Annotated in this window: 19 protein-coding genes and 1 pseudogene; 8 read left to right on the plus strand and 12 right to left on the minus strand. The window is 62.5% G+C overall.

What is annotated here, in order from left to right:
• From ACP99_RS15605 to ACP99_RS15615, 3 genes are all read right to left on the minus strand, one after another.
• The gene (locus tag ACP99_RS15605; RefSeq protein ID WP_049987488.1) at positions 1-1,947 is read right to left on the minus strand and encodes a 3-hydroxyacyl-CoA dehydrogenase/enoyl-CoA hydratase family protein; all 1,947 of its coding nucleotides are present in this window, start codon (positions 1,945-1,947) and stop codon (positions 1-3) included.
• A gap of 128 nt (positions 1,948-2,075) precedes the next feature.
• Positions 2,076-3,095 (minus strand): branched-chain amino acid ABC transporter permease, encoded by a 1,020-nt coding sequence (locus ACP99_RS15610; RefSeq protein WP_049987489.1) that lies wholly within the window; start codon positions 3,093-3,095, stop codon positions 2,076-2,078.
• Positions 3,092-3,946, minus strand: coding sequence for a branched-chain amino acid ABC transporter permease (locus ACP99_RS15615; protein WP_049987490.1), 855 nt, complete (start codon positions 3,944-3,946; stop codon positions 3,092-3,094). Before ACP99_RS15615 ends, ACP99_RS15610 begins: the two co-directional genes overlap by 4 nt.
• A 122-nt stretch (positions 3,947-4,068) precedes the next feature.
• Here ACP99_RS15615 and ACP99_RS15620 point away from each other — a divergent pair, with 122 nt between their 5' ends.
• Both ACP99_RS15620 and ACP99_RS15625 read left to right on the plus strand, forming a co-directional pair.
• Positions 4,069-4,794 (plus strand): ABC transporter ATP-binding protein, encoded by a 726-nt coding sequence (locus ACP99_RS15620; protein ID WP_049987491.1) that lies wholly within the window; start codon positions 4,069-4,071, stop codon positions 4,792-4,794.
• The gene (locus ACP99_RS15625; protein WP_081927524.1) at positions 4,791-5,495 is read left to right on the plus strand and encodes an ABC transporter ATP-binding protein; all 705 of its coding nucleotides are present in this window, start codon (positions 4,791-4,793) and stop codon (positions 5,493-5,495) included. Before ACP99_RS15620 ends, ACP99_RS15625 begins: the two co-directional genes overlap by 4 nt.
• Before the next feature lie 163 nt (positions 5,496-5,658).
• Here ACP99_RS15625 and ACP99_RS15630 read toward each other — a convergent pair.
• The 3 genes and pseudogenes from ACP99_RS15630 to ACP99_RS15645 form a co-directional block, all read right to left on the minus strand.
• Positions 5,659-6,974 (minus strand): annotated as a pseudogene (locus ACP99_RS15630) (ABC transporter substrate-binding protein).
• Between the two features lie 92 nt (positions 6,975-7,066).
• Positions 7,067-8,755, minus strand: a complete 1,689-nt coding sequence (locus ACP99_RS15640; RefSeq protein ID WP_197052491.1) for an acyl-CoA synthetase — start codon at positions 8,753-8,755, stop codon at positions 7,067-7,069.
• 144 nt (positions 8,756-8,899) lie between these two features.
• Positions 8,900-9,661 (minus strand): IclR family transcriptional regulator, encoded by a 762-nt coding sequence (locus ACP99_RS15645; RefSeq protein ID WP_049987495.1) that lies wholly within the window; start codon positions 9,659-9,661, stop codon positions 8,900-8,902.
• Positions 9,662-10,590: 929 nt separating this feature from the next.
• Between ACP99_RS15645 and ACP99_RS15650 the strand changes: the two genes are divergently transcribed.
• Together ACP99_RS15650 and rdfA are read left to right on the plus strand one after the other, a co-directional pair.
• Complete coding sequence (locus ACP99_RS15650; RefSeq protein ID WP_049987496.1) at positions 10,591-12,534, plus strand: archaea-specific SMC-related protein; 1,944 nt, start codon at positions 10,591-10,593, stop codon at positions 12,532-12,534.
• A 76-nt stretch (positions 12,535-12,610) separates the two neighbouring features.
• Entirely contained in the window at positions 12,611-13,228 is a 618-nt protein-coding gene (gene rdfA, locus ACP99_RS15655) for a rod-determining factor RdfA (protein WP_049987497.1), read from the plus strand.
• An 89-nt stretch (positions 13,229-13,317) separates the two neighbouring features.
• On the opposite strand, the gene ACP99_RS15660 is transcribed toward rdfA, so the two are convergent.
• The 3 genes from ACP99_RS15660 to ACP99_RS15670 form a co-directional block, all read right to left on the minus strand.
• Positions 13,318-14,082: an IclR family transcriptional regulator gene (locus ACP99_RS15660; protein ID WP_081927526.1), complete on the minus strand. Its 765-nt coding sequence runs from the start codon at positions 14,080-14,082 to the stop codon at positions 13,318-13,320.
• 454 nt (positions 14,083-14,536) lie between these two features.
• The gene (locus tag ACP99_RS15665) at positions 14,537-15,880 is read right to left on the minus strand and encodes an aminomethyltransferase family protein (protein WP_049987499.1); all 1,344 of its coding nucleotides are present in this window, start codon (positions 15,878-15,880) and stop codon (positions 14,537-14,539) included.
• Positions 15,881-16,021: 141 nt separating this feature from the next.
• Positions 16,022-17,011 carry an amidohydrolase family protein gene (locus ACP99_RS15670; RefSeq protein ID WP_049987500.1) on the minus strand — a complete coding sequence of 330 codons (990 nt, stop codon included), beginning with the start codon at positions 17,009-17,011 and terminating at the stop codon, positions 16,022-16,024.
• A gap of 171 nt (positions 17,012-17,182) precedes the next feature.
• On the opposite strand from ACP99_RS15670, the gene ACP99_RS15675 reads away from it, so the two are divergent.
• Positions 17,183-18,622: an aldehyde dehydrogenase family protein gene (locus ACP99_RS15675; protein WP_049987501.1), complete on the plus strand. Its 1,440-nt coding sequence runs from the start codon at positions 17,183-17,185 to the stop codon at positions 18,620-18,622.
• Positions 18,623-18,667: 45 nt separating this feature from the next.
• On the opposite strand, the gene ACP99_RS15680 is transcribed toward ACP99_RS15675, so the two are convergent.
• The 3 genes from ACP99_RS15680 to ACP99_RS20650 form a co-directional block, all read right to left on the minus strand.
• A complete protein-coding gene (locus ACP99_RS15680; protein WP_049987502.1) occupies positions 18,668-20,386 on the minus strand; it encodes a thiamine pyrophosphate-requiring protein in 1,719 nt (572 codons plus the stop codon).
• Between the two features lie 111 nt (positions 20,387-20,497).
• Positions 20,498-21,319, minus strand: a complete 822-nt coding sequence (locus ACP99_RS15685) for an ABC transporter permease (RefSeq protein WP_049987503.1) — start codon at positions 21,317-21,319, stop codon at positions 20,498-20,500.
• Between the two features lie 6 nt (positions 21,320-21,325).
• On the minus strand, positions 21,326-22,564 hold the full coding sequence (locus tag ACP99_RS20650) for a twin-arginine translocation signal domain-containing protein (RefSeq protein WP_049987504.1): 1,239 nt from the start codon (positions 22,562-22,564) through the stop codon (positions 21,326-21,328).
• A gap of 460 nt (positions 22,565-23,024) precedes the next feature.
• Between ACP99_RS20650 and ACP99_RS15695 the strand changes: the two genes are divergently transcribed.
• The 3 genes from ACP99_RS15695 (at position 23,025) to ACP99_RS15705 (ending at position 25,436) form a co-directional block, all read left to right on the plus strand.
• A complete protein-coding gene (locus ACP99_RS15695) occupies positions 23,025-23,822 on the plus strand; it encodes an ABC transporter ATP-binding protein (protein WP_156105772.1) in 798 nt (265 codons plus the stop codon).
• Between the two features lie 319 nt (positions 23,823-24,141).
• A complete protein-coding gene (locus ACP99_RS15700; RefSeq protein ID WP_197052492.1) occupies positions 24,142-24,795 on the plus strand; it encodes an ABC transporter permease in 654 nt (217 codons plus the stop codon).
• A gap of 122 nt (positions 24,796-24,917) precedes the next feature.
• Positions 24,918-25,436: a universal stress protein gene (locus ACP99_RS15705; RefSeq protein ID WP_049987507.1), complete on the plus strand. Its 519-nt coding sequence runs from the start codon at positions 24,918-24,920 to the stop codon at positions 25,434-25,436.
• Positions 25,437-25,473 lie beyond the last annotated feature (37 nt).

The raw sequence follows: 25,473 nt of genomic DNA on the forward strand, positions 1-25,473 counted from the left end.
TCACTCGCCCCCGAAGTCGGCTTCGCGGTCCTGGTTGAACGCCGCGACGCCTTCGAGCATGTCGTCGGTCGTCGCCAACAGTCCGAAGCCCTGACTCTCCAGCGTGAGACCCGTGTCGAGGCTCGCGTTCTGCCCCTGCTGGATAACCTTCTTCGCGACTTCCAGGGCGGTCTGGGGCCCGTTGGCGAGGTCGCTCGTCACGTCGTCGATCAGCTCCTCGAACTCCGCTTCCTCGACCGCGCGGTTGAGGATGCCCCACTCCTCGGCGCGCTCGGCGGACAGTTGCATCCCGCGGTAGACCATCTCCTTCGTCCGCGGCTCGCCGACGAGGCGGACCAGCCGCTGGGTGCCGCCGCCGCCGGGGATCAGGCCGAGATCGATCTCGGGGCTGCCGAGCGTCGAACCCTCGGTCGCGTAGCGGAGGTCGCAGGCGAGCGTGATCTCCAGTCCCGCCCCGAGACAGAAGCCGTCGATCTTCGCGATGGTCGGCCGCGGGTACTCGTAGATCGTCTGCACGGTTTGATCGACCTTCGCGAGGTCAGTCGGGTCCGCAGTCGTGAAGCCGGTGATGTCCGCGCCCGCGCTGAACGCGCGGTCGCCCGCGCCCTCGAAGACGACGCAGGCGACCTCCTCGTCGTCGACGGTTTCGAGCACGCGCGTGACCTCGTCGAACATATCCGTCGAGAAGGCGTTGAGCCGCTCCTCGCGGTCGAAGAGCACGGTGAGGACGCCGTCGTCGCTCAGGTCGTGGCTGATGTAGTGGTAGGGGCCGCCGTCGCTGTAGTCGTAGAAGCCGCGACCGGCCTTCTCGCCGGTGTGGCCCTCCTCGACCAGGTCGACGAGGTAGTCGGCGGGTTCGTAGCGCTCCGCGCCCGTCCGCTCGTGGAGGTCGCGGAGTTTTTCTAAGACGTTGTCGAGACCGAGCTTATCGCCGGTCCGACAGGTCCCCTCGGGCAGACCGCCGCCGAGGCGCATCCCGATGTCGATGTCCTCTGGATCGGCGACGTCGTCGCCGATCAGCTTCGCCGCCTCGTTGATCATCCGCGCCTCGATACGGAGGGTGTCGATCCCCTCGCCGTCTGTCGGCTCGTAGTTGACGCCCTCGCCGTCCTCGTAGTCGTAGAACCCCTTGCCGGTCTTGCGGCCCAACTCGTCGTTCTCGACCCGCGAGCGAATCGAGTCCGGCACGGGCAGGTCCCACTGGTCCCGCGAGTGCGTGAAGATGTCCAGTCCCCCGAAGTCGTTGAGCTCGAACGGTCCCATCGGGTAGCCCCGCTGGAACACCATCGCGGCGTCGACGTCCTGAATCGTGACGTCGCCCTCGTCGAGCATGAAGCCCGCCTCGCCCATCAGCGGCGTCAGGACGTTGTTGACGACGAACTGCGGGACGTCCTTTCGGACTCTAATCGGCGTCTTGTCCAGCGACTCGACGAACTCGACGGCGGCGTCGACGACGTCCTCGCGGGTCGCTTCGCCGGAGGCGACCTCGACGAGGTCCATCTTCACCGGCGGGTTGAAAAAGTGCATCCCGCAGACGTACTCGGGCTGGTCGGTCGCCTCCGCGATGTCGCTCACGCGGAGGCTGGAGGTGTTCGTCGCCATGATCGTCTCGTCGCCGGACGCGGCGTCGACCTCGGCGAAGATGTCGCGCTTGAGGTCGAGATTCTCCGGCGCGGCCTCGATTACGAGGTCGACGTCGGAAACGGCGTCGGCGAGGTCGACCGTCGTCGAAACCCGGGCCAACACGTCCTCGGGGTCCTCGTCGATCTGGCCTTTCTCCGCCAGCTTGCCGAGACTCCACTCGATCTGGTCGTACCCGTCTTCGACCAGTTCCTCCTCGATGTCTCGCATCACGACGTCGTAGCCGGCGATGGCGGCCACTTCCGCGATGCCGTGGCCCATACTGCCGGCTCCGAGAACCGCAACGCTATCGATATCAGCGGTCATCACTGTAAAATTCGAACAACAGGTAAAGAAAGTACCGGTGTGACAGCGGCAACCACACGCGCGTTCAGTGGGCCGTAAGCGGGGTCGGACGCCGGATCGCTATCGGGCGACAGGCGGTAAGTGCCGCCTCACTCGCCGCTTCGGAGTCCCGCGAGACGGTCGCGGATACCTCGTTCCTCGTACACCGACTTCGCCATCGGCAGCACGCCGTCTTGGAAGTAGATGAACAGTATCGTGAGCAGCAGTCCGAACGTGACCGTCCGCCACTGGCCGAACTGCGAGAGCAGGTTGTCGAGGTAGATCACGATCGCCGCGCCGACGAGCGGGCCGAACCGCGATCGAAGCCCACCGAGGACGAGGATGATCAGCACGAGGACGTCGACGCCGTTGAAGCTGAACAGCCCCGGAATCACGATCCCCGTCGCCTGCGCGTAGAAGGGACCGACGAAGCCGATGATGGCCGTCGCGAGGAACCCGGCGAACACCTTCAGTTTGATGACGTCGATCCCGGTCGCGCGGGCGGCGAACTCGTCCTGCCTGATCGCGGCGAACGCCAGCCCGTACTTCGAGTTGGTCAGCCAGGTGTAGACGCCAAACACGACCGCGAAGACGCCGACGAGGACGTAGAACTGGATGGCGAACGCGCCCATCCCGGTCAGATTCTCGACGGCGGGCAGAGCGAGGTCGCGGAACGGGATCCCCGTCGTGCCGCCGGTGACGTCTCGAAGCCCGACGATCACCTCCATAATGATCATCTGGAACGCGAAGGTCACGATCGCGAGGACGATGACGGTGAACTGCCTGCGGGCGGCCACGTAACAGATCAGCCCGCCGAACGCGCCGGAGACGAGCGCCCCCACGAAGAGCGTGAGCCACGGAGAGACGGCGAAGTACTCGGCCGTCAGGACGGTCGTGTACGACCCCACCGCGGCGATGCCGCCCATGAAGAGGATCAGCTGATCGGTCTCGCCGAAGATGATGTTGAGCGCCATCGCGAAGATGGCGAAGATCATCACGGTGATGAACCGACGCGACAGGTACGTGGTCGACGGGTCGAAGAACAGCGGCGGCACCAGTAGGAGTGCGGCGAACACCGCGACGACCGGCAGTTGACCACGCAGCGACGAGAGGGTGTTGTCGACGTTCATGAGATCTGCTCCGGTTTGTAAATCAGCACGGCGATCGCAGCCGCGAACAGCGTGACAGTCGCCAAGTACGATCCGAACAGCGATCCGGCGACCGTCATGATGATTCCGAGCACGATTCCGGCCGCCACGGTCCCCGAGATGCTATCGACGCCGCCGACGATCGAGACCATGATCGCGAACGACGTCAGCGTGAAGGAACTCGCCGGGGTGACTTCCGCGTCGAGCGCGTAGAACACGCCCGCGACGCCCGCGATAGCGGCGCTCAACACGAAGATGATCGCCTGCACGCGACGGGGCGGAATCCCGCAGAGCACCGCGCCCGTCTCGTCTTGGATCACCGTCTGGGTACCGATTCCCAGATACGTGTGATTGAAGAAGTAGTAGATGAGTCCGAACAGCACGGCCGCGGCCCCGATCACTGCGACCGACGAGCCGGTGAGGTTCGCGCCCGCGACGCTGATCGACGGCACGGCGACGTCGAGGAACACGCTCCCCGGGTAGTAGATGAAGAGCAGTCCTTCGAAGAACAGCGACAGTCCGAGCGTCACGAAGATCCCCAGCAGGATCCGGTCTTCCCCATCCTCTCTGTACACCAAGGAGATGACCGTCCGATCCAGTACCAACGCGAAGAGCGCGACCAATGCGACGGCGATCAACCCCGCGAACACTACTCCCGGGACCGCTCTCAACAGCAGCGAACACGCGATGACGGCGACGACGGCGAAGACGCCGAGGAGCAGATTGAGGATCTCACCCAATCCGAACACCAACGTGATTCCCAGTCCGAACAGCGACAGGATCACGCCTCTGGCGAGGCCGTCGATAAGCAGTTCTAACCCCTGTGCTAACATACTCCTGCATCGTTTGAGGGTATTCATAAATATTGTGGATAGTTCCGGTGTCGTCTCACCGACGCACGTTCCGCGCTGTCGCCACCGAATTATTTATGTAGAATCGTCAGCAACCTCGGATCGTGTTAACCGCCACCAACGTCACCAAGAAGTTCGGCGGTCTGGTCGCCGTCGACGACGTCGACTTCTCCATCGACGACGGGGAGATCGTCGGGCTGATCGGTCCGAACGGGGCCGGCAAGACCACCCTGTTCAACACGATCACCGGCGTCCACCCGCCGAACACCGGTTCGATCACGTTCGAGGGCACGGAACTGGTCGGGAAGTCGCCCAACGAGGTCGCCCAGCTCGGCATCGCCCGCACGTTCCAGGCAGTTCGGACGTTCAACGAGTCGACCGTCCTCGACAACGCGATGATCGGTGCCATCTTCGGCAACGACGAGTCGATCTCGAAGGACGAAGCGACCGACCGCGCCCGCGATGCGCTCGCGTTCGTCGGGCTCGACGACAGACGGGACGAGGAGGCCGGCGGGTTGACGATCGCCGATCGGAAGCAGCTCGAACTCGCGAAGGCGCTCGCCGCCGGGCCCGATCTCATCCTCGTCGACGAGATCGGCGCGGGGCTGACCCCGACCGAGATCGACGAAATCACCAGAACGCTCGAACGCGCACGCGACGACCGCGGCGTCTCGGTGTTCTGGATCGAACACATCATGGAGGCGATCATGAGCGTCACCGACCGGATCATCGTGCTCAACCAGGGCGAGAAGATCGCGGACGGAACGCCCGCGGAGATCCAAAACGACGACCGCGTCACCGAGGCCTACCTCGGGGAGGTCGAGTCGTGAGCCTGATCGACGTCGACGGGTTGAACGTCCACTACGGCGACCTCCAGGTGCTGTGGGACGTCTCCTTCGAGGTCCGCGAGGACGATTCGGTCGTCACCATCGTCGGGCCGAACGGGGCCGGGAAGACGACCATACTCAAGACGCTCTCCGGGATCCTCACCCCGACGAGCGGGAGCGTCGAAGTCCTGGGCGCGGACGTCGCGAGCGTCCCCGCCAGCGAGATCGTCGACCGCGGGTTCGTCCACGTCTCCGAGGAGCGGAACCTCTTCGGCGACCTCTCCGTCGAGAAGAACCTCCAGATGGGATCGTACACCAAACGGGAGACGTTCGAGGAGAAACGCGACGACGTCTTCGAGATGTTCCCCGTCCTCGAGGACCGACGCGACAAGAACGCCTCGACGCTCAGCGGCGGGGAACAGCAGATGCTCGCGATCGGCCGCGGGCTGATGGCCGAACCCGAGGTGCTCGCGCTGGACGAACCCTCGAACGCGCTCGCGCCGCAACTCGCCGAGCAGGTGTTCCGAACCATCGAGGAGATCTCCGACGACGTGACGGTCGTGCTGGTCGAACAGCACGTCGACAGAGCGCTCGGCCTCGCAGACCGCGGCTACCTGCTCGAAAACGGGCGGATCGAGACCGAGGGAACCGGGCAGGAACTGCTCGAGAGCGACGCGATCAGAGAAGGCTACCTGCGCGGGTAACGAAAACGCTCGTCTCGCCGCGGGTCGTGCTCTCTTCTCTTGGTCGCCCCGCGTCTCTTTTCCGCGCTGACTGGACACCTCGAAGCGCCGACGCTACCGGTTGCGAGTGATGGTATGGGCAACAGCCGACGACAAAAATGCGAGAACAGCGTGCGGGCGCTGCTTAGGAGAGGATGTCGCTGGAGGGGTCGTACGCCGGCAGCGGCTCCGAGCGGAACTGCTCGGTCAACTGGACGCTCCCGTCGGGGTAGTACTCAGGCGTCCCCGACTCGAAGCCGACCATAAGCTGAACGAGGTTCTCCAGTTCGCCCCACTCGGTGTACTGGATCGGCGAGGCGAACAGCGTGTCGAGTTCGATGTTCCGGATCGACTCGGCGACCGAGACCGGGTTCGCCTCGCCGGCGTCTTCGATGGCGGCACCGACGAGGTCGCCGACGACGTACCCGACGGCGTTGAGGACGCCGAACCACTCGCCCGTCTCGTCGTAGTACCGCTGTCCGACCTCGGCGTACCGATCGGAGAACGGATCGGGCTGGGTCTGCGCGATGAAGCCTTCCGTGACCGAATCGCCCAGGGCGTTCGCCGAGAGCTTCGCGTCGCTGCGCCCGATGACGTAGTCGGGGTTGACGTCAGAGAGGTCCTGAAGCTGGTTGTAGATCGTGAACACGCCCGGCGGGTGGCTGGCGGTGATGAGCAGATCGAGGTCCTCCGGCATCGAGCGGAGGTAGGTCGTGAAGGAGCTCTCGCCGAACGGAGCGACCTCCATATGCACGTCGACGTCGTCCGGGAAGACTGCGTTGATGCTCTGCTCCCAGGCGCGGCCGTACGAGTAGTCGGCGATGATCGCGCCGACGCTCTGGAAGCCTGGTCCTCGATGAACTGACTCACCGCGCGAGCGTTGGTCGGAGCGGGAGCGAGTCCCATCCGGAAGTTGTAGCGGGACTCCCGCGAGAGGAATTCGGAGCTCCCGACGAACTGCGGGATGTGCGGAACCTGATTGTCTTCGGCGATCGGCGCGACAGTGAGCCCGATGTCGCTGGAGATCGATCCGGTCAGCACCACGGCGTCCTCCGCCTCGATCAGCTCAGTGGCGATGCTCGTCGCCTCGGCCGGGTCGAGTTGGGTGTCGCGGTCCACGAACGAGAGCTCGCGGTCCAAGACGCCGCCGTCGGCGTTGATCTCGTCGATCCGGAAGTTGAGCCCGTCGACGAACTGCTGGGTCGTCTGGGCGTACGGACCCGTGTAGGGCTGGAGTCCGCCGATGACGATGTCCCCCTCACCGCCGCTGTCTCCGGCGGTCGCGCCGTTGCCGTCGCCACCGCTGTCTCCGCCGCCGTCGCCGCCGCCGTCGCCACCGCCGTCGCCACCGCCGTTGTTCATACAGCCGGCGAGCGACCCGGCAACGACCGTCGCCCCCGTCAGTTTCAGGAAGTTCCGCCTGTCAGTCGCACTCCGCTCACTGGTGTTACCAGATGGCATACTGGTCAATCATAATCGTCAATATTTATATTTTTCTACTACGCGGGTCAGCCGGTGGGGTCTCCCCCTCCCGCTCTCGACTCTCTTGCGCCTCACTCCTCGTCGATCCCCTCCCGGGCGCGGAGCGACTGTCGGCGGACCTTCCCCGTCGTCGTCGTCGGGATCTCGTCGGTGAACTCGATCTCTCGGGGGTACTCGTACTTCGCGAGCCGGTCTTTGACGTGTGTCTGGAGTTGTTCTTTCAGCTCCGCCCCGGCGTCGTACCCGTCTGCGAGAACCACGAACGCCTTCGGGATCTCACCTCGGGTGTCGTGGGGCACGCCGACGACGCCCACGTGCTGGACCGCCGGATGCGTCAGCATCGCCTCCTCGATCTCTTTGGGGGCGATGCGGTAGCCGGAGCTGATGATGATGTCGTCCGAGCGCGAGTGAAAGCGGAAGTACCCGTCCTCGTCCATCGAGACGAGGTCGTCCGACAGCAACCACCCGTCTCGGATCGTCTCCGCCGTCTTCTCCGGGAGCTCGTGGTAGTGTAGAAAGAGCATCGGGTCGTCGCCGTAGCGGACTGCGAGTTCGCCGATCTCGTGCGGTTCGTCGATCCGCTCGCGGGTCTCGGGGTCGAGGATGGCGACCTCGTGACCCACGGAGGGGATCCCGAAGTAACCGAGTCGGTGGTCGAACCCGACGGCCGGATCGTCGCAGACGAGCCCGCCGATCTCGGAAGTCCCGTAGCCTTCGAGGAAGGCGGCGTTCTCGAACGTGTCCGTCACCCACTCGATGATGCGCTCGTCCGCGGCTTCCCCGCCGGTCGTGAGCGATTGGAGGCTGGTGAGGTCGTACGTCTCGGCGGGGTCGTCGACCTGCATCATCATCCGGACGGCCGTCGGCGGGAGGTTGAGGTGCGTGACCTCGTAGTGCTCGATCAACTCGAACTCCCGCTCGGGGTCGAACTCCTTCCCGGCGTACCCGACCACGGGGATCCCGTAGAACATCGCCGGGAGGACCACGCCGGGAAGCGACATAATCCACGACCACTCCGAGACCGTGCGGAGGACCTGCCCCTCGCCGGTCCGGTGACACTGCAGGCTGAGGAACTGCGGCAGTTCTCCCAGAAGGTGCCGGTGCGCGTGGACGACGCCCTTGGGCTTGCCGGTCGTCCCGCTCGTGTAGATGATGAACGCCTCGTCGTCGGCGTCGGTGGTGGGTCCCTCGAAAGCGCCCGAGACGCCGTCGATCGCATCGTGGAAGTTGACCTCTTCGCCGCGGTCGAAGTCGTCGTAGGTGACGGTCAGTTCCAACGAGTCGACGTCGTCTCGGACCGTTCGGAGGGCGTCGATGGCGGCCTCGTCCGCGAGGAACACGGTCGCGTCGCAGTCACGAAGCCGGTATCTGAGGCCGTCTGAGCCGAGCAGAACTGTCAGCGGGACCGACACCGCCCCGAGTTTGAACGCGGCGAGGTTGCCGGCGAGGGACTCGACGCACTGCGTCCCGTTGATCGCGACGTGGTCACCCGCGCCGACGCCCTGTTCGGAGAGGTACGTCGCGAGCTTGTTCGCCAGCCGGTTCAGTTCCTCGTAGGTGTACTCCGAGCGTTCGCCGTCGAGGCGGTCGAGCGACAGCGCGACGCGGTCCGGTTCCGCTCTCGCCCAGCGCTCGCAGGTGTACTCGGCGATGTTGAACGTGTCTGGAACCTCCCACGAGAACCACTCGTCGATCTCGTCGAGGCTCTCGAACCCCTGCTGGTGGAAGTAGTAGTTCTCCAGTTCTGCGGGTACGGTCATCGTCTGCGTCTTCATAACGATCGATATTAAAAATACAGTCTGGTCGCGGTGCCGTCGTCGGACGATCCACCGGCGTGACTGCGCGGAGAGAACGTGCCGGATCCCGAGCGGATATTCAAACAGAAAACATCCGATATGGGCCCGTTACGGCGCGTACTGGTAGTTGACAGAGATGATGTTGGCAGATTTCTGGACCTCGTCGGCGAGTTCCTGTCTGTAGTCCTCGTCGCGCAGCCGGTCCGAGGGGCAGACGATACCGATCGAGCCGAGCACCTCGTCGCCGACGCGGACCGGTGCGGCGACCGTTCCCATCCCGACGACCTGTTCGTTGCGGTCGATCCCGTATCCCTTCTCGCGGATCGCCTCCAGTTCGGCTTCGAGTCGCTCGCGGTCGGTGATCGTGTGCTCCGTGCGCGGCGTGAGCCCGTGTTCGTCGATAATCGATTCGATGCGCTCCTCGCCGAGGAATGCCAGTATCGCCTTGCCCCCGGCGTGCGTGTGTATCGGCGTCTTCAGCCCGGGGTAGATTCCCAACCGGAGCGACTCGGAGCCGAACTCCGTGTGGAGGATGACGAACTGTCCCCGCTCTTCGACGTTGACACTGACCAGTTCGCCCGTGCTCTCCACTAACCGCTCCAGTTCGGGTTTCGCGACGTGAAACAGACGATTTCGGTACTTGACCTGTCCGCCCAACTCCAACAGTTGAAACCCGAGTCGGTAGGTCCCGTCGTCGTTGATGACGTAGCCCATCGTCCGCAGCGTCCGGAGGTAGTCGTGGACGGTGCTCTTCGGCAGGTCGAGTCGACGCGCGAGCTCCGCGACGCCGACCTGTTTCTGCTCTTTGAGCACGTCCATTATCTCGAACGCCCGTTGTATCGTTTTCAGCGGCGTCGTGCTGTCGGTCATGGCTACGTAGAGGGTGTTATCGAACCAACGTAAATACTGCGGTCATCTCGAACGATCGAAGGTACCGTACTGGCTCAGCCGTCGGCGCGTGAGGTGCCAGTAGAGACACACTAGGAACCGTCAGGCGGTCAGTAGTGAAATATATCCACCGGGGTCGAACCCGACGGTCGTCGTTCTTCCCGTTCGATGCTTGCCAGACCTCGACGGTGGGGCTCGCTCGTCGAAAGGGCCGAATCGTGCCGTTCACTGCACTATATCGTGCGCTACGCGCGTCCGACTCTCGAACACACAGTTGTGAGTTGACCCCGGTCCCGCCCCCGACAGTACGCTACGGGTAAATCGAACAGTCGTTCGAGACACCGTCGTCAGCCCTGGGAACTCCCGTCGACTCGGCGGGTGTATGCAGCGTAGCGCCACCGACTCACGGACGAGGCTGAGACCGTTTGCGTCTCTCGATGGCCTTTAGCACGTGGTTGCCCGCAGCGTTGCCTCGAAATAACGGAAGTACGATTGTTATGAGAACGTACTTCGTGGTAGACGACACAGGGGTTCGCACTGCAGGAGATCCCCGATGCGACTTCGTTCTGTGGGGATTCGAACCGGTTGCGTCAGCGTTGGTGCTATCGCCCTCGACGTCGCCGATGGCGTGATATCTGTCCCCACTACACAAACATTCATAATTATACTTATAGGATTTTTTCCAAAACACGTTGGAACAGTTCTACCGACTGTGTAGACGCCACAGAAAAGTACCAATACATCTCAGAAATCATATTATTCTTCGTGAGGCGGGCCCGGATGGACGGAGACAGTCCGCGGAGACGACGCACCGTACGGCGATTTCGGACGGATCGGGCGGCGAGGAAGTGTTTACTCGCTGGTGAGTATCCTGCACAAAGCATATATACACAAGACCGGATACAACATGTATGGCGACTTCCGAACAACTGACTGACTCCGCTCATTTCTCTGTCGAGAATATCGGCGGTATCGACGACACTGAAGTAGACATCCCACCCGGCGTGACGGTCCTCACGGGCAAGAACGCGACCAACCGTACCTCGTTCCTCCGGTCGATTATGGGCGCGATGGGTAGCCAACGCGTCTCGCTGAAGGGCGACGCCGACACCGGCCGGATCGAACTCACGCTCGACGGGACGACGTACGAGCGTACGCTCACCCGCGCGGGCGACGGCGTCAGCTTCGAGGGCGACGCCTACCTCGACGACCCCGAGGTCGCGGATCTGTTCGCGTTTCTCTTAGAGACCAACGACGCCCGCCAAGCGGCCGCTCGCGGCGAACAGCTCCGAGACGTCATTATGCGTCCCGTCGACGTCGACGCCATCCGCTCGGAGATCCGCCGCCTCGAAGAAGAGAAAGGCGACATCAACGACGAACTCGCGCGCATCGAATCGAAGAAACGCGAGCTCCCCGAACTCGAACAGCGCCGGACGCAACTCCGCGAGAAGATCGAGGACAAGCGCGAGGAACTCGCAGACCTCGAAACGGACATCGACGACAGCAGCCGCGACGTCGAGGAGGGCCGCAAAGAGCAAGCGGAACTCGAAGAGAAACTTCAGGAGCTGCGCGAGACCCGCTCGGAGCTGGAGTCCGTCCGCCGGAAGATCGAGCGACAGGAGGAGAGCATCTCCTCGCTGAAGCGCGAGCAGAACGAACTCGAAGCCGACCTCGAGGAGCTTCCGGACGCCCCGATGGGCGAGCACCGCGATCTCGAATCGGAGATCGAGCGCCTCCGCGGCGAACGACAGGACCTGAACTCCGAGATCAACGAGCTCCGCAGCCTCATCCAGTACAACGAGGAGCGGCTCGAAGCCGAAGACTACGAACTCCTCGAAGACGGCGGCGCGGCCGCCGAAAGCGAGGGCTCGCTCACGGACCAGCTCGTCGACTCGGACGCGGAGACCGTGGTCTGTTGGACCTGCGGCTCCTCGGTCGAGCGCGAACAGATCGAGTCGACGATCGAGCGGCTGAAGTCGATCCGCACGGAGAAAGTCGAGGAGCTCAACGAGGTCAAGAGCGCCCTCGAAGAGAAGAAACAGGAGCAACAAGAGGCGACGAAAAAGCAGCGCCAGCGCACCGAGATCGAGCGGAAACTCGACGACATCGACGGGGAGCTGGACCGCCGCGACGAACAGATCGACGCGCTGAAAGCGAACCGCGAATCCCTGACTGAGGAAGTCGAAGACCTCGAATCCGAGGTAGACAGCCTCGAATCGGCGGACTTCGACGAGATCCTCTCGCTGCACAAGGAGGCGAACCAACTGGAGTTCGAGATCGACAGCCTCGAATCCGACCTCGACGAGGTGACCGAGGAGATCGAGGAGATCGAAGACGACGTCGAACGCGCCGAAGACCTCCGCGAGAAGCGCGCGGAGTTAGTCGACGAACTCACCGACCAGCGGACGAAGATCGATCAGATCGAGGCGGAAGCGGTCGACTCGTTCAACGAACACATGGAGTCGATCCTCGATCTGCTGGGCTACGAGAACATCGAACGGATCTGGATCGAGCGGATCGAGGGCACCGGCGCGAGCGAGGGGCAGACGCGCTTCGAGCTCCACATCGTGCGGACGACCGAAAACGGCGCGGCCTACGAAGACACGATCGACCACCTCTCGGAAAGCGAACGGGAGGTCACGGGGCTGATCTTCGCGCTGGCTGGCTATCTCGTCCACGACCTCCACGAGACGGTGCCGTTCATGCTGTTGGACTCGCTGGAGGCGATCGACTCCGACCGGATCGCCAGACTCGTCGAGTACTTCGCCGACTACGCGGACTACCTCGTCGTGGCACTGCTGCCCGAGGACGCCCAAGCGCTCGACGACGACTTCACGCGTGTGACGTCGATCTAATCCGGATCGGTCGTCTCCCAATTCCTCGCCGACGAACCCCAGTACATTTTTCAGCCTCTTCGGCGAAGAGGTGGCAATGACAGATGCGACCGACAATCGGCCGTCGAGCAAGGTGGCGCGGCTGATCGACCAGTACGAACTCGACGGGCTCGGCGACGAACTGGAGGCTCGGTGGACGGGCGACGGCGTCGAACGAACGAGCCTCCGCGACCTCGCCGACTACTTCAACGAGCGCCTGCTCGAACAGACGCTCATCGACGCCGGAATGAGCGCACTGGAGAGTGACGTCTCGACGACCTACCAGAACCTCACCGACGACGACGTGAGTACGGGTGTCCGAACCGACGCGCGGAGTCGACTCGAACAGAACGGCGTCGACGTCGACGCGCTCGAATCGGACTTCGTCAGCTATCAGGCGATCCGCTCGTATCTGACCGAGTATCGCGACGCGGAGTACCGGCGACTCTCCGACGAAGAGAAAGTCGAGAAGGACCTTCAGAGCATTCAGCGACTGATGACGCGAACGCTCTCTGTGACCGAAGAGCGGATCGAAAAGCTCAGAGAGACGGACCGTATCGACGTCGAGGAGTTCGAAGTGCTGCTCGACCTGCAGGTGTTGTGTCAGCGGTGCGGTGCACAGTACTCAGTCGCCGAATTTCTCGAAAACCGCGGGTGTGACTGCCAGCAGGCGTGACATCGCTTTGGCTCGGTGTAGATCGTGTATTGTAGCAGATACGTTTTAGCGCGTTTCCGACGTGTTTTGCCAGGCCTCTCGATCCGGGCTCAACTCTGGCTCAGCTTTAGCTCCAGTTCGTTCGCGGCCCCGCGGATCTGATCGACGATACCATCTGCGAGTTGGTGGTCCGTCAGCCGGTTCGCCGGCCCGACGACGCTTATAGCTCCGACGACCTCACCCGCGACGACGACCGCTTTTCCGATCGCTCGCGCTCCCTCCACCGCCTCTTGATCGTTGATCGCGTATCCTCGTTCACGCGTCGCTTCGAGTTCCTCGAACAACGCCTCTCGAGTGTCGATCGTTCGGGAGGTACGCTGCGGCAGGCCGTGTCTGTCGACGATTTCGTTGACTCGTTCTTCGGAGAGGTACGCGAGGATGCTCTTGCCCGAAGCGAGCTGGTGGAGATACGATCGAGTGCCGATACGTGCGTGTGTTTGCACGGCGTGCTCGCCGTGCGCGTAATCGAGGTAGACGGCCCGGCCGTGCTCTTCAGTCACGAGATACGTCGCCTCGCCGGTACCTTGTGCCAGCGAAGCGAGTGTCTGCTTACCGATCGACGCGATCGGGTGACGGTCCCGAGCGGCCATCCCGTGATCGAGTAGTCTGAGTCCCAAATCGTACTTCCGATCGGTCTTTACCAGATACTCGAGGTTGTGCAACGACGAGAGGTAGTCGTGTGCGGTGCTCGTCGGGATATCGAGCGCCTCGGTGATCTCCGTGGCGCCGAGCGGTCCGTTCCGCTGTAGCAATTCGATAATCTCGGATACCCGCTCGACAGATTGTAATTTGACGGGTTCGTCTGTCATTGTCATACGAGGGGTTTGTAGTCACACACCCTTACTGTTGCGGTCTCGGATAACAGATATCGGTATCGAAATGATCGGATAGGATGCACCTCTGCGTGGAAGATCGCCGTCACAAGTCGCCTCGTGCCTGGTATTTTCGGGACTGACAAAGTAAGACCACAATCGGTACGAACCCGATTTCACGGCATAGCATATTTGTTTGGTCAAATCTAGGGTTTGGAATCCGACCATCTCGGAATAATTCATCATCATTTTTCGGGATCTGCCCCTCGTCTGAGTCCGTCAACGAGGGAAACTGACAAGAGTACATCTGTTATTCGCGTCTCGGGTATATAAAGTTCTATCACTATCGTTCAGGTCAAATCTTCCGAGACTGTCGGAAGATGGATGCAGCGCGATTTTACACCGAAACGCGGTCGCATCGCTATGCGGGTGAAAAACGGAAGATGCGGGTGCGGATTTACTCGCCTTTCCGGCGGTCCGCGGAGTACGGGACATCGCCGACAGTAGCGGTGATCTCGCACTGTTCGTGCCGTTCGACCTTCGGGTTCGGCGAGTCGTCCTCGCCCCAGATCAACGTGACCTCGGTTCCGGGCTCGGCGTACTCGGTATCGAGACTGCACAGCGAGATGACGGTGCCTGCGTCGTACTCGTACGAGCGCGAGTGCGACAGGCCGACCCGTTCGCCATCGATGCGCACTTCGTCGTAATTCGCCCGTCCCCACCCGATTCGCGGGAGTTCCATGAATTTCTTCGTCTCGCCGGCGCGGAACAGCGAGGCGTAGACGTCGATCACGTCGTCTTCGTCCCACGCCAGCGACACCAACGTTCGGTCTGGATCGTCTGCCATCTCTTCGAGCGCCTCGCGACCGACGAACTCGTGATCGAAGCTGATGAGCTTCCCGTAGCCGAGCTCGAACGGGTCCATATAGTACGCGGAGATGCCGTCGGCAACGAAGCTCCCGTCGATCGAGTACGTCGCTTCGCGGCTGTCGGCGTCGAGCCACTCGCGGTAACCGCCCATCTCGTCGACGTCGTAGATCGGCGGGACGCCAGGGGGGACCCAGCCGAGTTTCACCGAGAGGGTGTGGTAGGCTTTCGACCCGAGCTGCTTGAGACCGTGTTCTTCACCTGCTTCGACGATGGCGTCGCGTACCTGATCGGCGTGCTCGAACGGACCGATGAACTCGAATCCGAACTCCGTCGACATCCCGTGTCCGAGGGCGATGGTCTCGACACCCGCGAGATCGATCGTCTCGAAGTGATAGAAGGGAATCGAGTCCAAGTCCGCGTCCGTGACCTGTTCGAGTACCGGTCGCGCGTTCGGTCCCTGCACTTGAAACACGAAGTTCTCGGGATCGCCCTCGTGCGCCGACGTTCGGGGTTCGGTCTCGACGGTAGCGTCGTAATCCCCCGTTTCGAGGTTGTATCGAACCCAGTTCGCCGAGAGCATCCCGGCGCTGTAGTACTCCTCGTCGTCGAGCCGAAGCATCGGACCGTCGCCGATGATGTGTCCGTTTTGATTACACATCACGAGTTGCTTGGCGCGGCCGACGTCGTAGTTCTCGAAGCTGTTGACGCTGAGATCGCGCAGTAGATCCTCCGCGTCGGGCCCGGTAACACGGAGCGCCGTCATGTGGTGTGAGAGGTTCGCGAGCGAGACCGACTCCGTGACCGCCCGCTGTTCGTCCAGCCAGTTCGTTATCTCGTTCGGGACGACCGGGAAGTTGTCCGTGTAGTCGCCGCCCTTCTGGCGAAGTACCTCGACAGGATCGCCTGACGCCTGAATGGCTTCGGGGTCCATACAGCGAGAGGGTCACCCCATATACTTAAATATATCTTAGGAGGAAATAGCTGGAATTCCCCGAATGACTCGGCTTGGCTGACCCAGGATGGATCCGACGGGAGACACGGCAATCCGACAGACGATCCGTTCGACGGAGCGCTACAGGTCGAGGAGGCGTCGTATATTCCCGGAGAAGATCTTCTCCTTGTCTGTCTCAGAGACGTCGAGTTCCTCGATCAACGGGATGATTTCGGTCGCCCAGTACTGTCCCTTGTCGGGACCGAACGGGTAATCGGCGCTGTAGACGACGTTGTCCGCGCCGAAGAACTCCAGACCGCACTCAAGCGGGTAGGACTCCCCCTGACTGCTGACCGCCGTGTCCCCGTAGATCCGGTCGAAATAGGCGTCCAGCGGCTCTGACAGATCAGCGATCGCGGGGTTTTGATACAGTTCGGGCTCTTCGCTCCGCGTTTGGTACCACGATCGGATCCGACCGACGAGGTAGGGGAACGACCCACCGAGGTGGTGTGAGATGATCTCCAGGTTCTCGTGGCGGTCGAGCACGCCGGAGAAGATGAGCCGTGCCAGCGCGATGTTGGTGTCGAACGGCCACGCGAGCATCTTGTAGATCCACGTGTGAGACTGGTCGTAATCGTGCCAATCGGCGAGTTGCGGGTGAATCCAAATGGGGACGTCGAGGTCGTCGACGGTGGCGTAGAACTCCTCGAAATCGTCGTCGTCGAGCATTTTTCCGTCGATGTTCGAGAAGATCTGGATGCCGTGCATTCCGAGGTCCTCGACGCATCGGCGGGCTTCGTCGACGTACTCGTCGGTGAGGAACGGGACCGTTCCGGTCGCGATGAACCGGTCGGGGTGCTCGTCGGCGATCCGTCGGATCTCGTTGTTCGCGACGCGGGTCGCTTCGAGGGCGTCGTCGGGATCGGCCCCCTGCCACAGCATCGGTGCGGCGAGGTTGATCACCTGTTTGTCGATCCCGTTCTTGTCGAGGTACTCGAGTCGCCCGTCTACCTTGAACATCCGCGGCGCGTTCCGGAGGCTATCCAGTTCTGAGCTCGGATGCACTTTCTCCAGTTCGTCGAGCGCCTCGTACGACATAATGTGCGAGGTCGCGTCTATGATCTCGGGCATCGTTCGCCGATTGGAGTAATAATACTTAAATTATTGTGTGCCTGGGGTGAATCCTCCTTCCAGTGACGACGGTTCGGTCCGTGCTCGGGGAATTTCGATCCACGATCTCGAGGCAGTCCACTATGCGGATTGGTCGCAAAGCCTAATACCAATAGCCGGATACTGCAAGATATGTCTCAGGAGCGCGCCGAGCAGCGTGGGATGTTTATCGACGGCGAGTACCACCACACCGACGAAACGTTCTCGGTCGACGATCCGTCGACGGGCGAGACGATCGCATCAGTGACGGACGCGGGCGAGGCCGGCGTGGACGCCGCGCTCGAATCCGCGGAACGCGCCCACTCGGAATGGGTCGCGATGGACCCCGTCGAGCGCGGTCGGATACTCCGTGACGTCGCCCGGGGGCTGGAATCCCACGTCGACGAGTTAGCCGAACTCGCGACCCGAGAGATCGGTCGCCCGATCGGCCAGTCGAAGGGACTAGTCGCCAACGCGGTCGACTACGTCGACTACTACGCGGGGATGACCGACAAGATCGAGGGAGAGACGTATCCGTTAACGCAGTCGAATCAGGCTTTCAGTCGGAGGGAACCCATCGGGATTAGCGCGCAGATCGTCCCGTGGAACGCCCCGGTCCTGCTCTGTTTCCGTGGCGTCGCTCCGGCGCTGGCCGCCGGAAACGCGGTCGTGGTCAAACCGTCTCCGTTCGCTCCGGGGATCATCCTCAAACTGGCGGAGATCGCGAGCGAGGCGAGCCTGCCCGACGGCCTGTTCAACGTGGTCCCGGGGCTCGTCGAAACCAGCAAAGCGCTGACGACGGACTCTCGGATCGGACAGATAACCTTCACCGGCTCTGTCTCGACCGGACAGATCGTCGGAAAGACAGCGCTCGACCAGGTCGTTCCGACGGTGCTGGAACTGGGTGGAAAGAGCCCCGCGGTCGTCTTCGACGACGCCGATCTGGAGGCCGCACTCGACGGTGCGATGAAGGCCATCACGCTCGTCAACGGTCAGGTGTGCTTCGCGACGACGCGGATCTTCGTCCACGAGGACGTCTACGACGAGTTCAAGCAGCGCTACGTCGACGCCGTTGAATCCATCACGCTTGGTCCCGGATCGGAGGACCCCGATCTGGGCCCCGTGATCTCCGCCGACGCCGTCGAAGAGATCGACAGCTACGTCCAGAGCGCCATCGAGGGGGGCGCGCGTGCCCTCACCGGCGGCAGGCCGGCGGACCGCGCGGGCAACTTCTACGAACCGACCGTCATCGAGGGGGCGGCGGACGACGCGCCCATCTCCTGTGAGGAGGTGTTCGGCCCGGTCATCAACCTCTACTCGTTCTCCGACGAGGAGGAGGCAATCCGCCGTGCGAACGACACGGAGTTCGGTCTCTACGCGACAGTATGGACGAACACGCTCGACAGGGCCCACCGCGTCGCCAACGGTATCGAGGCCGGGAGCGTGATGGTCAACCAGTACGCCGGCTCGCGCCCGCAAACTCCCTTCGGCGGCTACAAGAAGAGCGGTCTCGGTCGAGAGAAGGGGATGCAGGCCGTCGAACACTACACTCAACAGAAAACGATCAACATCGAGATCGGCGGCGACGAGTAGGCGCTGTCGTCGGAGGGACCAGGCGGTGACGAGTTCGCTCGCGTGTTACGGCCGTTCGACCGTGACGTCGAGAACGGCGGGCGTTCCGCTGTCCACCGCGGCGGCGGCCGCCTCCAGCGCCTGAGGGAGTTCGTCAGGGTCGTCGACGGTTCGCGTGTGCGCGTCGACGAGCGTCGCCGGCGCTGAGAGGTCGACGCGCGTCTCGATGTGACTCTCGGGAACCGCGTCCGCGGCCGCCGCCCCCTCGGGGTACTGCGCCTTCGTCGCACCTTCGACCGCGTTCCACCCTTGGTTGTCGTACACGACGGTGAGCGTCGGGGCGTCGTATTCGGCCGCCAGCAGCGCACACGCCGACGGGTTCGCGAACAGATAGGAGCCGTCGCCGACGAGGGAGATCACACGGCTGTCCGGCGACGCGAGTTTCGCACCGACCCCCGCCCCGCCGGCCCAGCCGAGTCCGGCACCGCCCTTCCAGAAGTAACTCCCCGGCTCCGAGAGCCGGATCTGAGACATGATCGCGGGGCGGCTGGTCACCGCGTCCTCGACGACGATCGTGTCGTCGTCGACGATCGAGGAGACGGCGGCGGAGAGTACGGTCGGGGTGAGCCGCCCTGCCGACTCATCCGCGGAAAGCCGGTCGGCAGCGTCTGCACGTCGCTCGGCGGCCACGTCGCGCCAGAAGGACCCGCTCGTTTCCGTCGTCTGACTCAGTCGGTCGGCGACGGCTTCGAGCGTCGTCGCCGCATCGGCTTGGATCGTCTCGTCGATCGCGAACGGCCAACGGGGGTAGGTAGGTTTCGTCGGGGCGGGATCGATCTGGACGACGGTCGCGTCCGTCGGTGACTCGCGCTCGTCGGGTATCCACGGAACGTCCGTCTCCGCGAGGATCACGAGATCCGCGCGATCCAAGGCCACTTCCGGGTCGTATCCGATGTGGTGGTCGTGGTCCCGTGGGAAACACAGCGTCGTCGGAGTCTGCTCGACCACCCCAGCACCAGCAGCCTCGGCGAACGCGACGACTGCTCCAACGCGGTCGTCGGCCGGAGCCCGTCCGATGTCGCTCGTGATCACTGCCGGTCTGTCGGCGTCTCGCACGTACGAGAGGAGCCGTTCGATTTCGCTTGCGTCGGCACCTCCCGGCCCGACACGCCGTCGAGAAGTGGTGACGGGGGCGGCGTTCACCGTCTCACTGAGCGCCTCTCTCGTCGCCGTGACGTAGACCGGACCCGGCGGGTGAGAGACTGCGCGTTCCAATCCGCGGCGGACGGTTTCAGCGGGATCTGCGGGCGGTCGGTACTGGTCACTCCACCGGCAGTACTCGCGCACGATTCCCGGCTGGTCAAACACGTCTTGGAAGTAGTGGACCGGATGGTCGCGGGATCCCGAGTGGCCGGCGTCCGTCACCGGCGCGAGACCGGCGAGGACGAAGACGGGGGCCCCTGCACGGTGAGCGTTGTGCATCGCGGCTCCGAGGTTCTGGGTCCCGACGTCGACGTGAACGAGCACGACCTGTGGTTCGCCCGTCACGGCCGCGTATCCGTGCGCCGCGCTCATCGCGGCGAACTCGTGCGGACTGGAGACGATATCGGGGATTTCGTCCTCATCGCCGGCTCGGCGGACGGCAGCCGCCGCCTCCAAGAGCGGCGTGTGATCGGTCCCGAGGTTCGCGAAGACGCGGTCCACGCCGTAGCTGTGAAACGCGCGAAGGAATCGCTCTGCGGCGGTACGGTCGACTGCCGTCGGATTTGAATCGGGTTCTGACACGGGATTGGTCACTCCAACGTGAGATATCCACAGTCGACCCGGATATAACTATGTCGCCAACGGAACGAGCGATATTAAATGCCCGGAGAAGAGGTGCCTGACAGCTCGCGATTACCGTGGACCGGTGCCCATAGAGGATTTCACGTTCTCGCGCCAGTGGAAGAGGTACTTCTCCAGCTTGCTGAAGACTCCGTACTCGATGAGCATCATCACGATAACGAAGAGTACCACGTACTGGAGTACGCCGACCATCGAGAATCGACTCATATTGTCCCGAATGAGGAATCCGATTCCGACGTTCGAGATGACGACTTCCGCGAGGATGGTCACCTTCCACGCGACCGAGAACGTGAATCGAATGCTCGAGAACACCTCGGGGAGGATCGACGAGAACAGGACTCGCCTGTACACGCGTGCTCGCGAAACGTCGAACGCGCTCGACATATCGAGCAGGTCCGAGTTGACGTTTTCGACGCCGCTTTGGATCATATCCACGACGAACGGTGCCGTGATGATCGCCGTTGCGAGCATCGGCGTCGTGTCGCTGATACCGAACGCCATCGCGGTGAAGATGACGACGAACAACCCCGGCACGGCCATCCCAACGAGAACGTAGTATCGGAGCACTCGTCCCCAGAAGCTGCTCACGCCGAGGACGATTCCGCCGATAACGCCGACGACGAGGGCTGCCACGAACCCGTAGAGAATCCGCTTCATCGAGGCGACGAAGTGCATCACCCAATCGCCGGTCTGGAGCATTCCGTACATCGACGAGCCGACGAGAAGCGGAGAGGCGATGAGGTCGGTGATTCCGAAGACGCGAGCGCCCAGCTCCCAGACGAGGACGAGCAGGAGGATGGACTCGACGAAAACGACTCTCCGGTTGCCTAGGAGGACACCTTCGACCGTCCCACGTAACTGTGAAGTGCTCATCTGACCTCAGACCATCTCTTCGAGGTCGGAAACCGTCATAAACGTGAGGTGGTCTTCCCAACCGGAGGGGACTTGACCGAGTTCTTCCATCACGTTCATAACGCTCCGAGCGTCCTCGACGGATTCGTCGTCCAGCCCGACTTCGGAGTACAGAGCGGACCGCGAGAGGCTCTGGATCTGTTCGACCTCGTTACCGGAGAACAGGTCCATCAGGAACCGCGCTTCCTCTTGGCTCTCTGCTTCGAGGGTTTCCTGTCCGGCCGGGTCTTCAGCGATCTCCGGAATGTTCTCTTGGACGTAATTGAGGCCCTCGCTCCACATATTGATCATATTCAGGAGGACCTCGGGGTTTTCCTCGGCGAAGTCGAGCCGCGTCGAGAGGCTGACGAGCGGCGGCCGTCCCCAGTCCTGTTCGAGGTAGTCGTTCCAGATCCACAGCAGCGGCTTGAGTTCGCCGTTGACGATTTCGGTGAGCCCGGCGGACGAAGCCGAGTGAACCGCCGTCGCGAGGTCGCCGCGGAGCGTGAGTTGCGGCATCGTTCCGCGGTCAGCGGTCTGGACGTTGAAATCCCCGCCGTCCTGCGCGAGGTTGTACCCGTACTTCTCCTGGATGATGTTCTGGAGGTGCGGTACGGCACCGGCCGCCCAGCCGGGGATGCCGAATCGGGCCTCTTCCTCGACGATCTTGTCGAGCGACGCCTGAACGCTCCCGGTCTCGTCGGGGTCGTACGGTCCACCCACCTCCACCCACGGGGTCGAGACGACGCCCTCGATGTTTCCGAACGTGACCAACTGCTGGTCCTGTTCGACGCCGAGCCGTGCGTCCTCGACCCAACTCACAGTCCCCATATCGATCTGCCCGGAGGCGAAAAGCGTCGCGTCCTCGAAGGTGAGTTCGTAATCGAGCTGGTACCCGTCTTCCTCGAAGCGGGGCTGAATGAGGTCGTTCTCCGCGAGGTAGTACTCCATCACGATGTTGACCGGCATCCCGACGGGTGGCGTCGCGAACGATACGGTGGTCAGATCACCGCCACCGTCGCCGCCGCTGTCACCGCCGCCACCGTCACCGCCGCTGTCACCGCCGCCACCGTCACCGCCGCTGTCTCCGCCGCTGTCACCGCCACCGTCTCCACCACTCGTACAGCCGGCGAGCGTCGCTGCGACCGCACCGGCACCTGTGGCTTTGATGAATTTCCGTCTGTTTATACGACCGACTGATTGAAACGACTGGTCATCCCGTGGCATACGGTAGCAAGTCAGTATCGATCATTATAAACCCATCGATTGTGGGTACGGACACCACAGTACCGCGACCGCTGACAGGAGCGTGGCCACGGGGCCTTCTGTCGAATGCCGTCGAGGTCCCACGAAACGAAGTTCGTTCAGATTCGCCTCTGTCCTCACACCGTCGTGCCGGTTTTCTTGTCGACGCTCGGGTGCGTGCGTGGGTAAGGGACTCGCCTCCGATGTGGAGAGTAATCACTCGAGCACGTGAATAAGAAACGGACGGAGCGACAAGGTGCGAACCCCACTCAGATGCGAAAGGTCAATCGGGTTTCAAAATCCAGTGCCTTGGGATGATATCGCGTAGCAAATCTAAAGTACACCGACTAACTATAGGCGATCACAGCTATGAAAGAGAGCAACTCTCACACAACCCGTATTCGACCGTCTTCTGAGGCCTCGGGTAGTAGAGGTGACGCTGATGGCGTCTGAAGTACAGCAATCGACCGAATCAGACGATTCAGCGGGGATCGCTCACGGAACCTCGACGGCCGGAGCGATCCACGTCAGAAACCTCACGAAGGAGTTCGACACCGAGGAGGGAGTCGAGCGGGTCTTCGAGGACGTTAGCTTCGACATCGAACCGGGTTCGTTCGTGACGCTCATCGGCCGCTCGGGAAGCGGGAAGTCGACGATGCTGAACATCATCAGCGGGGTCCTCGAACCGACTGCAGGACGCGTCGACTTCGAGGCGACCCAGGACAGCGACGTGACGCTGGGCCACGTCTTCCAATCACCGCGGCTACTGCCGTGGAACACCTGCGTCGAGAACATCGAGTACGTTCACGAGAATAACCCCGAGTACACTAGGGAGTTAGCCGAAGAGTATCTCGATCTCGTTGGCCTCTCGAATCACTACGACAAATACCCGTCTCAGCTGTCGGGCGGACAGCGCCAACGCGTCGGGATCACTCGGGCGCTGAGCATCGATCCAGAGATTCTGATTATGGACGAACCGTTCAGTAACCTCGACGAGATCACGGCCGAGTCGCTCCGCGAGGAACTCATCAGCATCTGGCAGAAGCTCGGGAAAACCGTGTTCTTCGTCACTCACGATATCACCGAGGCGATCGAGCTCTCCGATCGAATCCTGATGCTCGGTAACGGAACGATCTTCGACGACATGTCGATCGATCTCGAACGCCCTCGCGACGTCGACTCCGAGGAGTTCCTGAAGGTTCGACAGGACGCGATCAACCGGTTCCACTCGGTAAAGTGAGACGTCAATGAGATGTGCATCGACGGGTTTGAAGCAAAGTATTAAGTCTATAAGCGTAATTCGTGATCGTATGCGTGTGAGAGACACACAGTTACTTCGAGAGCGGGCATCGACCGGCGGCGGTGCCGACAGATCATCGATCGGACCGGTGGAGTGACACCCAATGTCGACAAGTAATCGTTCGCTGCCGACGCCGCTACGCTCGACTCTCGGTGATAAGTGGGCTGCGGCGCTCATCAGCGGTATACTCGGTTTGGCCGCTTGGTGGTTAGTTACCGTAATTTTCCCCCGCGGACTCTTTCCCGGACCGGTAGAGACGGTGAACGCCTCGGTAGAACTGCTCGCATCGGGCATCGTCTGGACCCATATGGAGGCCACGTTCTTCCGGACGTTCCTCGGGTTCATCGGTGCGTTCTTCGTGGGTGGGGCACTCGGCGTCGCGATGGGGATCAACAACTTCGGCGAACACTTCTCGACACCGATCATCATTATCGCCCTCTCGATCCCCGGCATCGCGTGGGCGGCGATCACCACGATCATTTTTGGGTTCGGCGTGGCTGCCCCGGTCGTCGCCACTGCCGTCACCGTGTTCCCGTACATCTCGCTTCGAATCTGGAAGGGGGTCGAGGACATCGATCCTAACCTCATTCGGATGAGTCGGTCCTTCGATATCTCGAAGGCGCGCCTGCTCCGCCGGATGATCCTTCCCAGCATCGCGCCGGCGCTCTTCACCGCCGTCCGGTTCGGACTGGCGATCTCGTGGAAGATCGAGACGCAGGCGGAGATATTCGCCTCGAACTCGGGCGTCGGCTACCGAGCGATCGAGGCGTTCTCGCGATATCAGTACGACACTGCGATGGCGTGGGCCGCCGTGTTCGTCGTCATCGTCTTCCTCCTCGAGATGGCGGTTTTACGGCCTCTCGAACGGAAGGTGTTCGCCTACCGGAAAGAGGCGGACTTCGGCGTCCTCTGAACGCCGGCGTTCGCTTCTACTGACTTTCGCACTCGTTATCCGTCGTGCTCTCAGCCCAATCGACGGCGCTCGACCTCAGTCAGAGGGGGGTATTAAATACGTGGCCGGAGAAAACCGAAAGTATGTCCGTTCTCGCAGCAACCGACGGATCGTCGGTGCCGGACCGCGTCGTTGAGGTGGCCGCCGAACTCGCAGCAGCGCACGGGGAGGAGCTAATCGTCCTGCACGTAATCCCGACAGACGTCTTCGAGGAGCAGCGGAAGTCGTCGGTCGAGAGCACCTCCGATCTCGCGCTGACCTTCGCCCCGGAGATCACCTACCGCGAACTCGGCGATCAGACCGGAACGCCCGGCGGTAGCGACAAACGGTACTCGCTGGAACACGCCCAGCGCGACGCGGCGGGCGTCGCAGAGGACGTGACGAACGGGACCGTCGAAGACGTCGAAGCGGCCTCGTATCGGGGGCGAGTTGGTAACGTCACCGAGGAGATACTCAACGTGGCGAGCGAGGAGGACCCGCGGTACCTGGTCGTCGGCGGGCGAAGACGGACACCCGTGGGGAAGGCGATCTTCGGGAGCGTCACCCAGTCCGTCCTGCTCGAAGCCGACCGCCCAGTGGTCTCGGTGATGTCCGACGAGTGACGATACTGCGTGCGGTCGACCCGCGCCGACCGAACGA

Source organism: Halobellus rufus, from assembly GCF_000739575.1.
GTDB lineage: Archaea > Halobacteriota > Halobacteria > Halobacteriales > Haloferacaceae > Haloquadratum > Haloquadratum rufum.